The sequence below is a fragment of the Pseudomonas pergaminensis genome, assembly GCF_024112395.2.
Lineage (GTDB): Bacteria > Pseudomonadota > Gammaproteobacteria > Pseudomonadales > Pseudomonadaceae > Aquipseudomonas > Aquipseudomonas pergaminensis.
Genome location: NZ_CP078013.2, coordinates 66179 through 79210 on the forward strand (window position 1 = coordinate 66179; position 13032 = coordinate 79210).

The following is a 13032-nucleotide window of genomic DNA, read 5'->3' on the forward strand; positions in this document are numbered from 1 at the left end:
ATGGCCAAACCTGGATTTCGCCTCGCGTTGTTTGCCACCTTGCTGGCGTTGATCGTCGTGCTGCTTGGCGCCTATACGCGCCTGACCCACGCCGGCCTCGGCTGCCCGGACTGGCCCGGCTGCTACGGCTTTATCAGTGTGCCCAAGACCGAAGCCCAGTTGGCCCATGCCGAGCTGCACTTCCCCGATACGCCGGTGGAGGCGGATAAAGGTTGGGCGGAAATGACGCATCGCTACTTCGCCGGCACCTTGGGCTTGCTGATCGTGCTGTTGGCCGCGCGTTCGTGGAGCCATCGGCGCGATCCTGGCCAGCCGGTGAAGTTGCCGCTGTTCGTGCTGGCGGTAGTGTTCGCCCAGGCGGCGTTTGGCATGTGGACGGTAACGCTGAAGCTGTGGCCGCAGGTGGTCACGGGACATTTATTGGGCGGTTTTGCGACCTTGAGCCTGCTGTTCCTGCTGACACTGCGGCTGTCCGGCGTATTACCCGCGTTGATCGTGCCCAAGCGCCTGCAGTATTGGGCGACGGCGGGACTGGTGCTGGTGATCGGGCAGATTGCGTTGGGTGGCTGGGTCAGTTCGAACTATGCGGCGGTGGCCTGTATCGATTTGCCGACCTGCCATGGCGAGTGGTGGCCGGCAGCGGATTTCGCCAACGGTTTTCATCTCACCCAGCACATCGGGCCCAACTACCTGGGCGGGCAACTGGACAGCGAGGCACGCACCGCCATCCACCTGACCCACCGCATCGGCGCCGTCATCGTCAGCGTGGTGTTGCTCGGCCTGGCCTGGCAATTGCGCGTGGTGGGCATGACGCGTTTGGCGGGCTTATTGCTGGTCGCCCTCGCCGCGCAAATCTGCCTGGGCCTGAGCAATGTGGCTTTCGGGCTGCCGCTGGCGGTGGCTGTAGGCCATAACGCCGGGGGCGCCGCGTTATTGCTCAGTCTGGTGTTGGTCAATTACCACGCGCGCACCAGCCTGGTCCGGGTGCGCAATCAACTGCCGTTCGGCTGGCGGTTTATCCCGCGCAAACACGTATCGGGCCTCATTACCCTTAAAGGAGAGATGCCATGGCGACCTTGATCGGCGCACACCACCGCCAGGCGATCTGGCGTGACTACCTGGAGCTGACCAAGCCGAAGGTGGTGGTGCTGATGCTCATCACCTCGCTGGTTGGCATGTTCCTGGCGACCCGCGCCGGCGTGCCGTGGACAGTGCTGGTGTTTGGCAACCTGGGGATTGCCCTGTGTGCGGGGGGCGCGGCGGCGGTCAACCATGTGGTGGATCGGCGCATCGACGCGGTGATGGCGCGCACCCACAAGCGGCCATTGGCCGAGGGGCGGGTGTCGCCGCTGGCGGCGTTGGCGTTTGCACTGTTTCTGGCTGTTGCAGGATTGGCGCTGTTGCTGGCGTTCACCAACCCGCTGGCGGCGTGGCTGACGCTGGCTTCGCTGCTCGGTTATGCAGTGATCTACACCGGCTTTCTCAAGCGTGCGACGCCACAGAATATCGTTATCGGAGGCTTGGCCGGCGCGGCGCCGCCACTGTTGGGTTGGGTCGCCGTCACCGGGCATGTCAGCGCCGAACCCCTGCTGCTGGTGCTGATCATCTTCGCCTGGACGCCGCCGCACTTCTGGGCCCTGGCCATCCATCGCAAGGAGGAATACGCCAAGGCCGATATTCCGATGCTGCCGGTCACCCATGGCGAGCACTACACCAAGGTGCATATCCTGCTCTACACCTTCGCCCTGCTGGCAGTGAGCCTGATGCCCTATGTGATCCATATGAGCGGCGTGCTGTACCTTGCCTGTGCACTGGTATTGGGCGGGCGCTTTCTGCAATGGGCCTGGGTGTTGTACCGTGGCGGTCGGCCGCACGCGGCGATCAACACCTTCAAGTACTCTATCTGGTACTTGCTGCTGCTGTTTATCGCCCTGCTCGTAGACCACTACTTACTGTTGAACCTATGACTCGAACTCAAAAAACTGTCTTCATCCTGGTGGCCCTGGTGGCATTGATCATGGGCCTGACCGTCAACAAGGTGCTCTCGGGCAAGGGCCAGGGCGACCCCACTGCCTTGATCGACGCCGGCATCATCCTGCTGCCGCAAAGCCGTCAGCTGCCGCCAGTGAGCATGACCAACCAGGAAGGCCAGCCGGTGGTGGTCAATGAGTTGAAAGGCAAGTGGAGCCTGCTGTTTTTCGGCTACACCTTCTGCCCGGACATCTGCCCGACCACCCTCGCCCAACTGCGCCAGATCAAGAGCGAGCTGCCCAAGGACGCGGTGGATAAGCTGCAGGTGATCCTGGTCAGCGTCGACCCGAACCGCGATACGCCGACCCAGCTCAAGCAGTACCTGGGCTACTTCGACCCGCAGTTCCAGGGCCTGACCGGCGCGAACGTGGAGGATGTGCAGAAGGTTTCGAATGCGGTGAGCATTCCGTTCATACCGGCCGACACCAGCAAACCGAACTACACCGTTGACCACAGCGGTAACCTGGCGCTGATCGGTCCGGACGGGACGCAGCGTGGGTTTATTCGTGCGCCGTTGAATAACCAGAAGCTCGTAGCGCAACTGCCGGTGCTGTTGCAGCGTAAATAAGCCGGACGCCAGCCCGGCCAGCACCACAAAACAAATGTGGGAGCTGGCTTGCCTGCGAAAGCGGTGTGCCAGTCAACATCTCCTTCGACTGATACACCGCATTCGCGAGCAAGCCCGCTCCCACATTTTTTGATCTCCAGTTTTGGGAGATCGAGTCAGGTCAGAACGCCGGCTTGATCGCGCCTTTGTACTTCTCTTCGATGAATTTTTTCACTTCAGGCGTGTGCAGGGCGGCAACCAGCTTCTTCACGGCGTCCGAGTCCTTGTTGTCTTCGCGGGTCACCAGAATGTTCACGTAAGGCGAGTCGCTGCCTTCGATGACCAGTGCGTCCTTGGACGGGTCCAGCTTGGCTTCCAGCGCATAGTTGGTGTTGATCAGCGCCAGGTCGACTTGGGTCAGCACGCGCGGCAGGGTGGCGGCTTCCAGTTCACGGAACTTCAGGTTTTTGCTGTTACCGGTGATGTCCTTGATGGTCGACAGGATGTTGGTCGGGTCCTTCAGGGTGATCAGGCCGTTCTTGGCCAGCAGCAACAACGCGCGGCCGCCGTTGGTGGCGTCGTTCGGGATCACCACATTGGCGCCGCTTGGCAGCTCGTCCAGCTTCTTGTACTTGCTGGAGTAAGCGCCCAGGGGTTCCAGGTGCACAGCGCCGACGCTCACCAGGTGAGTGCCCTTGGCCTTGTTGAATTCATCCAGGTACGGCTGGTGCTGGAAGAAGTTGGCGTCCAGGCGCTTTTCAGCGACTTGAACGTTTGGCTGCACGTAATCGGTAAAGACTTTGACCTGCAGGTCTACGCCTTCTTTGGCGAGGGCAGGTTTCACGAATTCGAGGATTTCCGCGTGGGGGACCGGCGAAGCGGCGACCGTAATGGTCTCGGCGTGGGCGGAAAACGCGGCAACGGCGGCGAAAGCAACCAGTAGTTTTTTCATCCAACAAGCTCCTTGTTCGGGCATCGGCCGGCGGGGGCCGGCCATGGCCGTTATTTTCGAGAAAAGTGCACCACCAGCTTGTCGCCGACGGTTTGCAGAATTTGCACCAGGACCAGCAGCATCACCACGGTCACGACCATCACATCGGTCTGGAAGCGCTGGTAACCGAAGCGGATGGCCAGGTCACCCAGGCCACCGGCACCCACCACACCCGCCATCGCCGTGTAGGACACCAGTGTAATCGCCGTCACTGTAATCGCCGCGAAAATGCCGGGGCGGGCTTCGGGCAGCAAGGCATTGATAATGATCTGGCGCGTGCTGGCGCCCATGGACTGGGTGGCTTCGATGATGCCACGGTCCACTTCACGCAGGGCGGTTTCCACCAGGCGCGCGAAGAACGGCGTCGCGCCCACGACCAACGGCGGAATTGCACCCGCCACACCCAGCGAAGTACCCGTGAGCAGCACGGTGAACGGGATCATCACGATCAGCAGGATGATGAACGGCAGCGAACGCAGGATATTCACGATCAGCGACAGCAGCGCGTACAGGCCCTTCTGTTCGAACAGTTGGCGCGGGCTGGTCAGGAACAGCAGCACGCCCAGCGGCAGGCCCAGTACGACGGTGAAGAACAGCGAACCGAACAGCATGGTCATGGTGTCGCCGGTGGCCAGCCAGATTTCGGACCAGTCGATATTAGCGAAGAAACTCAACAGGGCTTCCATTAGCGCAGGACCTCCATGTGAACGTCAGCGGCAGTGAAGCGCGCAAAGGCGGCGTCCATGTCACCGCCAGTGACGGCGAGGGTCAGTTGCCCGTAGGGGATGTCTTTGATGCGGTCGATACGACCGGCGAGGATGCTGTAGTCCACACCGGTTTCGCGGGCGACGGTGCCCAGCAGTGGCGCGTAGGTCGCTTCACCCTGGAACGTCAGGCGCACGATGCGGCCGGGTACATGGGCGAAGTCATCGCGCTGCTCGCCTTCGTCGACCTGCTCGGCTTCTTGCACGAAGCGCTTGGTGGTCGGGTGCTTGGGGTGCAGGAACACGTCGGCCACCGAGCCTTGCTCGACGATCACGCCGGCGTCCATCACGGCCACCTGGTCGCACACGCGGCGGATCACGTCCATTTCATGGGTGATCAGCACGATGGTCAGCTTCAGCTCGCGGTTGATCTCGGCCAGCAGTTGCAGCACCGAAGCGGTGGTTTGCGGGTCGAGGGCGCTGGTAGCTTCGTCGCACAGCAAAATCTTTGGCTTGGTCGCCAGGGCGCGGGCGATGCCGACGCGTTGCTTCTGACCACCGGACAACTGCGCCGGGTACTTCTTGGCGTGGTCCGACAGGCCGACACGGGCGAGCAATTCGGCGACGCGCAGGTCGATTTCTTTGCGCGACAGTTCGCCGGCCAGGGTCAGCGGCAACGCGACGTTGTCGGCGACGGTCTTGGACGCCAGCAGGTTGAAGTGCTGGAAGATCATCCCGACCTGCTGGCGGAAACGGCGCAGGCCGTTGGCGTCCAGGGCGGTGACTTCTTCGCCATCCACCGTGATCTTGCCGCCACTCGGTTCCTCGAGGCGGTTGATCAGGCGCAGCAGGGTGCTTTTACCCGCACCGGAGTGGCCGATCAGGCCAAACACCTGGCCGTTTTCGACACTCAAGCTGGTGGAGTGCAGCGCGGGAATATCCTTACCGGCGACGCGGTAGGTTTTATGGACGTTTTGAAACTCGATCACGTAGCGAACCTTGTGGGGCGCATGGAAAAGGGATCAGCGGTTAGCCGGGCGCGCATTTTAGCCTGTCCGTATAGTGTTTCTTAGCATTTATTTCGCATTCAACCAGCGATTTGGCAATAACGCGATCAAAGGTCATAAAAAAGGAACGGCCCAAAACCCCATCAGTCACTACTTAAGCAACTCGATTTCCCAGGTGCCGTGCCTGGGGTTTTGCTCAAACGAGCCGGGGATCGCTCTGGCCACTTTGAATAAGGAGTTTTGTCTGATGAGTACCAAGAAGCCAGCCACCCCGCCGAAGAGTGAACTCGCGGGCACCGATACCCTGGACCGTGGCAACACCAACGCCAAGCTACAGGCCCTGGAGACATTCCGTTCCGATGCGACCGGCCAGGCCCTGCGTACCAACCAAGGCGTGAAGATTTCCGACAACCAGAACACCTTGAAAGTCGGTTCCCGTGGCCCATCGCTGCTGGAAGACTTCATCATGCGTGAAAAAATCACGCACTTTGACCATGAGCGCATCCCAGAGCGCATCGTGCATGCCCGTGGCACCGGCGCCCATGGTTATTTCCAGACGTATGAAAACCATTCGGCGCTGACCAAGGCTGGGTTCCTGCGTGACCCAGGGCATAAAACCCCGGTATTCACGCGCTTTTCCACCGTGCAGGGCCCGCGTGGCTCAGGGGATACGGTGCGTGATGTGCGCGGTTTTGCGGTTAAGTTTTTCACCGAAGAAGGCAACTTCGACCTGGTGGGCAACAACATGCCGGTGTTTTTCATTCAGGACGCGATCAAGTTTCCTGACTTCGTGCACGCCGTAAAGCCTGAACCACACAATGAAATTCCTACCGGCGGATCGGCGCACGATACGTTCTGGGACTTCGTTTCGCTGCAGCCTGAATCCGCTCACATGGTGATCTGGGCAATGTCTGACCGCGCCATTCCAAAAAGCCTGCGCAGCATGCAGGGCTTTGGCGTGCACACCTTCCGCCTGGTGAATGCCGAGGGCAAATCCAACTTCGTCAAATTCCACTGGCGCCCTACGGCGGGTACTTGCTCGCTGGTGTGGGACGAGGCGCAGAAGCTGGCCGGTAAAGATACCGACTACCACCGTCGCGATCTCTGGGAAGCCATTGAGATGGGCGACTACCCCGAGTGGGAATTGGGTGTGCAGGTTATCCCCGAGGATAAGGAGCATGCCTTCGACTTCGACATTCTCGACCCCACGAAGCTGATTCCGGAAGAGCTGGTGCCGATCACCCCGCTGGGCAAGATGGTTCTGAATCGCAACCCGGATAACTTCTTTGCAGAAGTCGAGCAGGTCGCGTTTTGCCCGGGTCATATCGTGCCGGGTATCGACTTCTCCAATGACCCGCTGCTGCAAGGTCGGTTGTTTTCCTACACCGATACACAGATCAGCCGGCTGGGCGGCCCGAACTTTCACCAGTTGCCGATCAACCAGCCCGTGACGCCGCTGCACAACAACCAGCGTGATGCCATGCACCGCAGCACCATCGATAAAGGTCGTGCGTCCTACGAGCCGAATTCGATTGATGGCGGCTGGCCTAAAGAAACTCCGCCGGCGGCACAGGATGGTGGCTTCGAGACGTATCCGGAGCGCATCGATGCCCACAAGATCCGTGAGCGCAGCGAGTCGTTCGGCGATCACTTCTCCCAGGCGCGCCTGTTCTTCCGCAGCATGAGCAAGCACGAGCAAGAGCACATCATCGCGGCGTATAGCTTTGAGTTGGGCAAGGTAGAGCGTGAGTTCATTCGCGCGCGCCAAGTCAACGAGATCCTGGCGAATATCGACCTGGAACTGGCCAAGCGCGTGGCCCAGAACCTGGGGCTGCCAGCACCGACCCAAGGCACCGTGCCGGAGCGTCAAACCAAGCCGGAGCGCTCGCCAGCGTTGAGCCAGGCGAACCTGCTGCCGGGCGATATCAAGACCCGCAAGGTGGCGATCCTGGCAGCCAATGGCGTGGACGGCGTGGCGATTGCCGCGCTGAAAAAGGCACTCGAGGCAGAAGGTGCGCACGCCAAGCTGCTGGGGCCAACCTCGGCGCCGGTGAAGACGGCCGATGGCAAGAGCCTGCCAGTGGATGCGTCGATGGAAGGTATGCCGTCCATTGCGTTTGATGCGGTGTTCGTCCCTGGCGGGAAGGACTCGGTGAAAGCCCTGAGCGGTGATGGGGTGGCGTTGCACTTCCTGTTGGAGGCATACAAGCACCTCAAGGCGATCACAGTCGCCAGTGACGCGAAGCCGTTGTTGGACCTGCTGAAACTTGAGGTGGATGCGGGGCTGATCGTGGGATCGGATGCCAAGGCGTTCAAGGCGTTTTTTGCCGCGATCGGCCAGCATCGGGTTTGGGATCGCGAGCCTAAGGCCAAGGCGATTCCAGCTTAAGCTATTGGTTGTCAGTTAGATCGCTATCGCCGGCAAGCTGGCTCCTACAGGTTGATGGGTAGGAGCCGGCTTGCCGGCGATGCTTTTTTAGTCCGCCTTGCGCGGAATCAGCACGACCTGTGCCGGAATGTTCTTCAGAATCTGCCGGTGAATCTTCAGGTCATATCCCGAATCGATACGCTTCACCCGTTTGGTCAGTAACGTGGCCAGCCACGGGTAATCCTCTGTGCGCGGCGCCTGGATGCTCACGTCGCACTGGTAATTCACCACGTCGGTGGCAATTGCGTCCAGCTGGTGGCGCAGTTCTTCGATGTTGGTGAGGTTCAGCGCCACTGTGGTGCTGGGCGCTGCCGGGTCGATGACTTTGGCCGCGGGCTTGGCTTCGGCGGCTTTCAGGGCGGCCTCGGCTTTATCCAGCTCGGCTTTGCGGGCGTGCGTGATGGCGCTGTTTACGCCGCCGGTGAGTGCGGGCGCCTTGGGCATCAGGGCGCGGGCACGGCTCAGGGCGGTGGCGGCGGCGTTTACGTCACCTTTTTGCAACACGATCTGGCTGCGCTGCAGATAGGCTTCGGCCAACTGACGCTGGTAGGTCTCGAGCGCCGGGTCGTTGGGCGATTGAGCCTGTAGCGCGGCCAGTTGGTCTTCGGCGGTAGCCAACTCGCTGCTGGCCAGGTTTTGCTCCAGCTGCGCGATGGCCGCAGCGCGTGCGTCCGGGGCCTCGGGGGCGGCGGGCGGTGTGCTTTGACAGGCGCCCAGCAGCAGGGAAAATGCGGCAAGGAGCAGATAACGGGAGGTGAACAGCTTCATTCCTGCGACTCTCTATTTGCGCAAAAAGCGAGCAAGTCTACACCCCTCGACGGGGCAGGACAAAACTCAGCAGAAACAGGGCGGCGGCCGTGACCACAATCGATGGGCCGGCCGGGGTATCCTTGAACCAGGACAACGCCAAGCCCCCGCACACTGCAAGCATCCCCAACAGGCTTGCGCCGATCGCCATTTGCTCCGGTGAGCGGGCATGGCGCTGGGCAGCGGCTGCAGGAATGATCAACAGCGACGTGATCAACAATACGCCCACTATCTTCATCGCGACAGCAATCACCACGGCGATCAGCAACATCAGGGCCATGCGCAGGCTCGGCACGGGCAAGCCTTCGACCGTGGCCAGCTCTTCGTGCACGGTAATCGCCAGCAATGGGCGCCACAGCGCGACCAGCAACACCAATACGGCCGCGCTGCCGCCGAGAATCCATGCAAGGTCGGTGGGGCTAATCGCCAGCAGATCGCCGAACAGGTAGGCCATCAGGTCGATGCGCACTTCATGCATGAAGCTCAGCACCACCAGGCCCAGGGACAGGGTGCTCGGCGCCAGGATACCCAGCAAGGTGTCGGAGGCCAGTGGCTGGCGCTGTTGCAGGGTCACCAGCAGCACTGCCAGCAACAGGCAGCCCACGGTCACGGCGATGGTCGGGCTGACATCCAGCAAGAAGCCCATGGCCACGCCCAGCAGCGCAGCGTGCGACAGCGTGTCGCCGAAATAAGCCATGCGTCGCCAGACCACGAACGAGCCCAGTGGGCCCGCCACCAACGCCAAAGCCAAGCCTGCCAGCAGGGCGTAGAGCAGAAAATCAGCCATGCTTGCAGCTATCTCCATGAACGTGGGTGTGAGGCGCGGTGGGATCGTCGACCACGGCGCCATGCAAATCGTGGGCGTGGTCGTGATGGTGGTGGTAGATCGCCAGGCTCTGGGCGTTCTTGCCGAATAGCTCGACGAACGCCGGGTCGCCGCTGACCTGCTCCGGGTGGCCGGAGCAGCACACGTGACGGTTGAGGCACACCACTTGGTCGGTGGTGCTCATCACCAGGTGCAAATCGTGGGAGACCATCAGCACGCCGCAACCATGACGGTCGCGCAGGCGGGTGATCAGGCTGTACAGCTCGGCCTGGCCGGCGACGTCGACGCCTTGCACGGGTTCATCCAGCACCAGCAGTTCCGGCTCGCGCAACAGGGCGCGGGCCAGTAGCACGCGCTGCATTTCGCCGCCGGAGATGCTTTGCACCGGACTGTCGATCACCTGTTCGGCGCCGACTTCCTTGAGCGCAGCCTGGGCGCGGGTGCGGTCCACACCCGGCACCAGGCGCAGGAAGCGCAACACAGAGAGAGGCAATGTCGGGTCGACGTGCAGCTTCTGCGGCATATAGCCGACCCGCAGCTTGGGTTTGCGCCATACGCTGCCGGTGTCGGGCTTGAGCAGGCCGAGTACGGCGCGAACCAGCGTGGTCTTGCCGGCGCCATTGGGGCCGATCAAGGTGACGATCTGCCCAGGCTCCACGCTCAGCGCGATGTTATCCAGCACGTTTTGCCCGGCGAACGTGACCCCGACCTGCTCCAGGCGGATTAACGCGTTGCTCATCAAGCCCCCTGGCAGCCCGAGCACAGGCCGACCACTTCGACCGTTTGCCCTTCGACCCGGAAGCCGACATCGGCCGAGCTTTTGATGATGGCGTCGCTGATGCTTTTTTGTTCAAGCTCGATGGCGGCGTGGCACTCGCGGCAGATCAGGAACTGGCCCTGGTGCGCGTGTTCCGGGTGGCTGCAGCCGACGAAGGCGTTCAACGAGGCGATGCGGTGCACCAGGCCGTTTTCCAGCAGGAAGTCGAGTGCGCGGTACACGGTCGGCGGTGCTGCGCGACGGCCGTCTTGCTCACTGAGTACGCCGAGGATGTCGTAGGCGCCCAGCGGCTTGTGGCTCTGCCACACCAGTTCCAGCACGCGGCGACGCAAGGCGGTCAGGCGCAACCCCTTCTGTGTGCACAGGGTGTCGGCCTCCGACAGCGCGGTATGCACGCAGTGAGAGTGGTCGTGGGGACGGCTGGCAAGCGGTGTTTTAGGCATGAGCGGCGACAGATATTTGATAGAGACGTTATTATGTTACCCGTTCCTACGCCATTGAGTGGTCATCGTGTCCCGACTTTTTCCCGTTTTTGTCGTATTTGTCACCAGTTTGTTCATTACTGGCGCCGCTCAGGCCGAGGTCAAGGTGCTGACCAGCATCAAGCCATTGCAGTTGATTGCCGCTGCTGTACAGGACGGTGTGGCGGTTCCCGAGGTGTTGTTGCCCCCCGGTGCGTCGCCCCATAACTATGCGTTGCGACCATCCGACGTACGGCGCGTGCAGTCGGTGGACCTGCTGTACTGGATCGGCCCGGATATGGAGAGTTTCCTGCCACGCGTGTTGAAAGGTCGTACGGCAACAACGGTGGCCGTGCAGGACCTTCCAGGCATGAAACTGCGTCGATTCGCCGAAGATAGTCACTCCCACGCCGACGATGCCGACGAACATGACCACGATCACCGCCCAGGCAGCCTGGATGCGCACCTGTGGCTGTCTACCGTAAATGCTCGGGTGATTGCTGCGCGCATGGCGGCTGACCTGGCAGCCGCCGATCCGGCCAATGCCGCGCGGTACCAGAGCAACGCTAAGGCCTTCGAAGAGCGCCTCGATGCGCTGGACGCTCGCCTGAAAGCCCGCTTGGCGCCGATCGATGGCAAGCCTTACTTCGTCTTCCACGAAGCTTTCGATTACTTCGAAGACGCTTACGGCCTCAAGCACACTGGTGTGTTCAGCGTTGCCGCCGAGGTACAACCCGGCGCCCAGCACGTGGCTGCGATGCGTACGCGTTTGCAGGAAGTCGGCAAGACGTGTGTGTTCAGTGAGCCGCCGTTGCGCCCGCGCCTGGCTGAAACGCTGGTCGCCGGCTTGCCGGTGAAGCTGGCGGAGTTGGATGCGTTGGGCGGTTACACGCCGGCTACCGCTCAGGGTTACGAGCAGGTGTTGGAGAAGCTAGGGAATGACCTGGCCGGGTGCCTGGAGTCGTTGTAACAGATGGCGCATATCTAATGTGGGAGCTGGCTTGCCTGCGATTGCGGTGGGCCTGCGACGACATTGCTGGCTGACCTGACGCTATCGCAGGCAAGCCAGCTCCCACAATGACCGAGTTGGGCTTTAGAGGGCGAACGGCAGTTGGATCGTGACCTGCTGGCGTTGTGCCAAGCGATGCTCGAACTCCGCCGGGTCATGGATCAACACATCCTGGCCGGCAAACGATTCGGCCGCGATCAGGCGTGACAGCCAGAACCGCACACAGGCTACGCGCAACATCGTCGGCCACAGTTCTGCCTCTTTCGCCGTAAACGGACGCAGCGCTGCGTACGCACCCAGCAATGCCCGAGCGCGTTGCCCATCAATCACGCCATCAGCGTCCGAGCACCAGTCATTCAGGGCGATCGCCACGTCGTACAGCATCGGGCCGGAACAGGCGTTGTAGAAGTCGATCAGACCAGTGAGGTGCGTGCCTTCAAACATCGCGTTATCGCGGAACAGGTCAGCGTGCACGTTGGCGCGCGGCAGGGCGAGGATCTGGGCCTTATGCGCTTCGATCTCTGCCAGGGCGTCTTGCAACAGGCGCTGCTGTGCCTCGTTCAAGTGCGAAATAAGCTGCGCGCCTTCGCTGAGCATCCAGTCCAGCCCGCGATCGGTCTTGCGTTCCAGCACCTTTTCGCCTTGCGTCGCCAGGTGCAGGTGGCCAAGCAGGTCGCCTACTTGGGCACAGTGCTGGGCGTTGGCGTCCTTGATGTGCTTGCCGGCCAGGCGCGGTTGCAGCAGCGCCGGTTTGCCTTTCAGTTCGCGTAGGGCCACGCCTTCTGTGGTGCGCAGGGCGTAAGGCACGGGCAGGTCGGCGTCGTGGAGCACATCGAGCAGTTCGATGAAAAACGGCATCTCCGCGACCGGGCCGCGCTCAACCAAGGTCAGGACGAACTCGCCCTGCTCCAGGCTGATAAAGAAATTGGTGTTTTCGCTACCGGCGGCAATCCCCTGGAAGTCGATCAGGCGGCCGAGCCCGTAAGGGGCGAGAAAGGTTTCCAGCTCGGGCCGAGCCAGGGGGGTGAACACAGACATGGTTAAAACTGCCAGTACGGGCGCCGCGGTGCGCGGCGCCAATTGAAGTTAAGAAATCATTTCCATTCGAAGATCTTCCATGACGGGATCAGCATATCCGGCTGGTCAGAGCGGATGAAGTTCGCATCGGTTCCGTCCGCGCGCACCAGGAAATACGGGGGCGCCCCCTTCGGGGTAACCTTGATTGCGTACAGGAAACCGTTCTGGCGGTACTCCTGGATGGTCTTGTCGCCTTCCGTGCGAATGGTCACTTCCGGATCGCCTCCGGGGGCGTCGTCTGCCGCCATGGCAGCCATCGGAGCGAGTGCAATCAAGCCAGTCAGCAGCAGGCGATTGAATGTACGCATGATAACCTTGTCCCTTTGTCGTCATTGGTCCGGCTATTCTAGCGCCTGACCCGCCGAA

At 61.5% G+C, this 13032-nt stretch carries 14 protein-coding genes; 5 read left to right on the top strand and 9 right to left on the bottom strand.

The features are described from left to right. The 3 genes from KUA23_RS00325 to KUA23_RS00335 are packed head-to-tail and all read left to right on the top strand — an operon-like array spanning nt 1 to nt 2599. Nucleotides 1-1080 (top strand): COX15/CtaA family protein, encoded by a 1080-nt coding sequence (locus KUA23_RS00325; RefSeq protein ID WP_252993280.1) that lies wholly within the window; start codon nt 1-3, stop codon nt 1078-1080. Continuing rightward, entirely contained in the window at nt 1068-1967 is a 900-nt protein-coding gene (gene cyoE, locus KUA23_RS00330) for a heme o synthase (RefSeq protein WP_214497096.1), read from the top strand. The genes KUA23_RS00325 and cyoE overlap by 13 nt, the downstream gene beginning before the upstream one ends. Then, nucleotides 1964-2599, top strand: a complete 636-nt coding sequence (locus tag KUA23_RS00335; RefSeq protein ID WP_099493314.1) for an SCO family protein — start codon at nt 1964-1966, stop codon at nt 2597-2599. The genes cyoE and KUA23_RS00335 overlap by 4 nt, the downstream gene beginning before the upstream one ends. Nucleotides 2600-2759: 160 nt before the next feature. On the opposite strand, the gene KUA23_RS00340 is transcribed toward KUA23_RS00335, so the two are convergent. The 3 genes from KUA23_RS00340 to KUA23_RS00350 are packed head-to-tail and all read right to left on the bottom strand — an operon-like array spanning nt 2760 to nt 5262. Then, a complete protein-coding gene (locus KUA23_RS00340) occupies nt 2760-3530 on the bottom strand; it encodes a MetQ/NlpA family ABC transporter substrate-binding protein (RefSeq protein WP_028618642.1) in 771 nt (256 codons plus the stop codon). Between the two features lie 50 nt (nt 3531-3580). After that, nucleotides 3581-4255 (bottom strand): methionine ABC transporter permease, encoded by a 675-nt coding sequence (locus KUA23_RS00345; protein ID WP_078046245.1) that lies wholly within the window; start codon nt 4253-4255, stop codon nt 3581-3583. Next, the gene (locus tag KUA23_RS00350; protein ID WP_100491810.1) at nt 4255-5262 is read right to left on the bottom strand and encodes a methionine ABC transporter ATP-binding protein; all 1008 of its coding nucleotides are present in this window, start codon (nt 5260-5262) and stop codon (nt 4255-4257) included. Before KUA23_RS00350 ends, KUA23_RS00345 begins: the two co-directional genes overlap by 1 nt. 193 nt (nt 5263-5455) lie before the next feature. On the opposite strand from KUA23_RS00350, the gene katE reads away from it, so the two are divergent. After that, nucleotides 5456-7669: a catalase HPII gene (gene katE / locus KUA23_RS00355; protein WP_223204484.1), complete on the top strand. Its 2214-nt coding sequence runs from the start codon at nt 5456-5458 to the stop codon at nt 7667-7669. A gap of 87 nt (nt 7670-7756) precedes the next feature. Here katE and KUA23_RS00360 read toward each other — a convergent pair whose 3' ends face one another. The 4 genes from KUA23_RS00360 to KUA23_RS00375 are packed head-to-tail and all read right to left on the bottom strand — an operon-like array spanning nt 7757 to nt 10562. Beyond that, nucleotides 7757-8476, bottom strand: a complete 720-nt coding sequence (locus KUA23_RS00360; protein ID WP_078046247.1) for a PA5502 family lipoprotein — start codon at nt 8474-8476, stop codon at nt 7757-7759. Between the two features lie 37 nt (nt 8477-8513). Then, nucleotides 8514-9302: a zinc ABC transporter permease subunit ZnuB gene (gene znuB, locus KUA23_RS00365; protein WP_012721518.1), complete on the bottom strand. Its 789-nt coding sequence runs from the start codon at nt 9300-9302 to the stop codon at nt 8514-8516. Further along, the gene (gene znuC / locus KUA23_RS00370) at nt 9295-10080 is read right to left on the bottom strand and encodes a zinc ABC transporter ATP-binding protein ZnuC (protein WP_065902810.1); all 786 of its coding nucleotides are present in this window, start codon (nt 10078-10080) and stop codon (nt 9295-9297) included. Before znuC ends, znuB begins: the two co-directional genes overlap by 8 nt. Continuing rightward, nucleotides 10080-10562, bottom strand: coding sequence for a Fur family transcriptional regulator (locus KUA23_RS00375; protein WP_012721520.1), 483 nt, complete (start codon nt 10560-10562; stop codon nt 10080-10082). Before KUA23_RS00375 ends, znuC begins: the two co-directional genes overlap by 1 nt. A gap of 58 nt (nt 10563-10620) precedes the next feature. Here KUA23_RS00375 and KUA23_RS00380 point away from each other — a divergent pair, with 58 nt between their 5' ends. Further along, nucleotides 10621-11550, top strand: a complete 930-nt coding sequence (locus KUA23_RS00380; protein WP_078046249.1) for a zinc ABC transporter substrate-binding protein ZnuA — start codon at nt 10621-10623, stop codon at nt 11548-11550. 123 nt (nt 11551-11673) lie between these two features. Here KUA23_RS00380 and KUA23_RS00385 read toward each other — a convergent pair whose 3' ends face one another. Beyond that, a complete protein-coding gene (locus KUA23_RS00385) occupies nt 11674-12627 on the bottom strand; it encodes a homoserine kinase (protein ID WP_078046250.1) in 954 nt (317 codons plus the stop codon). A 56-nt stretch (nt 12628-12683) separates the two neighbouring features. Further along, complete coding sequence (locus KUA23_RS00390) at nt 12684-12974, bottom strand: DUF2782 domain-containing protein (RefSeq protein WP_012721523.1); 291 nt, start codon at nt 12972-12974, stop codon at nt 12684-12686. Nucleotides 12975-13032: the final 58 nt, after the last annotated feature.

What these genes read in the sequence shown, in the direction of transcription:
- KUA23_RS00340 (WP_028618642.1), bottom strand. Translation starts at nt 3,530, where the DNA reads ATGAAAAAACTACTGGTTGCTTTCGCCGCCGTTGCCGCGTTTTCCGCC.
- KUA23_RS00390 (WP_012721523.1), bottom strand. Translation starts at nt 12,974, where the DNA reads ATGCGTACATTCAATCGCCTGCTGCTGACTGGCTTGATTGCACTCGCT.
- cyoE (WP_214497096.1), top strand. Translation starts at nt 1,068, where the DNA reads ATGGCGACCTTGATCGGCGCACACCACCGCCAGGCGATCTGGCGTGAC.
- KUA23_RS00335 (WP_099493314.1), top strand. Translation starts at nt 1,964, where the DNA reads ATGACTCGAACTCAAAAAACTGTCTTCATCCTGGTGGCCCTGGTGGCA.
- KUA23_RS00345 (WP_078046245.1), bottom strand. Translation starts at nt 4,255, where the DNA reads ATGGAAGCCCTGTTGAGTTTCTTCGCTAATATCGACTGGTCCGAAATC.
- KUA23_RS00360 (WP_078046247.1), bottom strand. Translation starts at nt 8,476, where the DNA reads ATGAAGCTGTTCACCTCCCGTTATCTGCTCCTTGCCGCATTTTCCCTG.
- znuB (WP_012721518.1), bottom strand. Translation starts at nt 9,302, where the DNA reads ATGGCTGATTTTCTGCTCTACGCCCTGCTGGCAGGCTTGGCTTTGGCG.
- KUA23_RS00375 (WP_012721520.1), bottom strand. Translation starts at nt 10,562, where the DNA reads ATGCCTAAAACACCGCTTGCCAGCCGTCCCCACGACCACTCTCACTGC.
- KUA23_RS00325 (WP_252993280.1), top strand. Translation starts at nt 1, where the DNA reads ATGGCCAAACCTGGATTTCGCCTCGCGTTGTTTGCCACCTTGCTGGCG.
- znuC (WP_065902810.1), bottom strand. Translation starts at nt 10,080, where the DNA reads ATGAGCAACGCGTTAATCCGCCTGGAGCAGGTCGGGGTCACGTTCGCC.
- KUA23_RS00385 (WP_078046250.1), bottom strand. Translation starts at nt 12,627, where the DNA reads ATGTCTGTGTTCACCCCCCTGGCTCGGCCCGAGCTGGAAACCTTTCTC.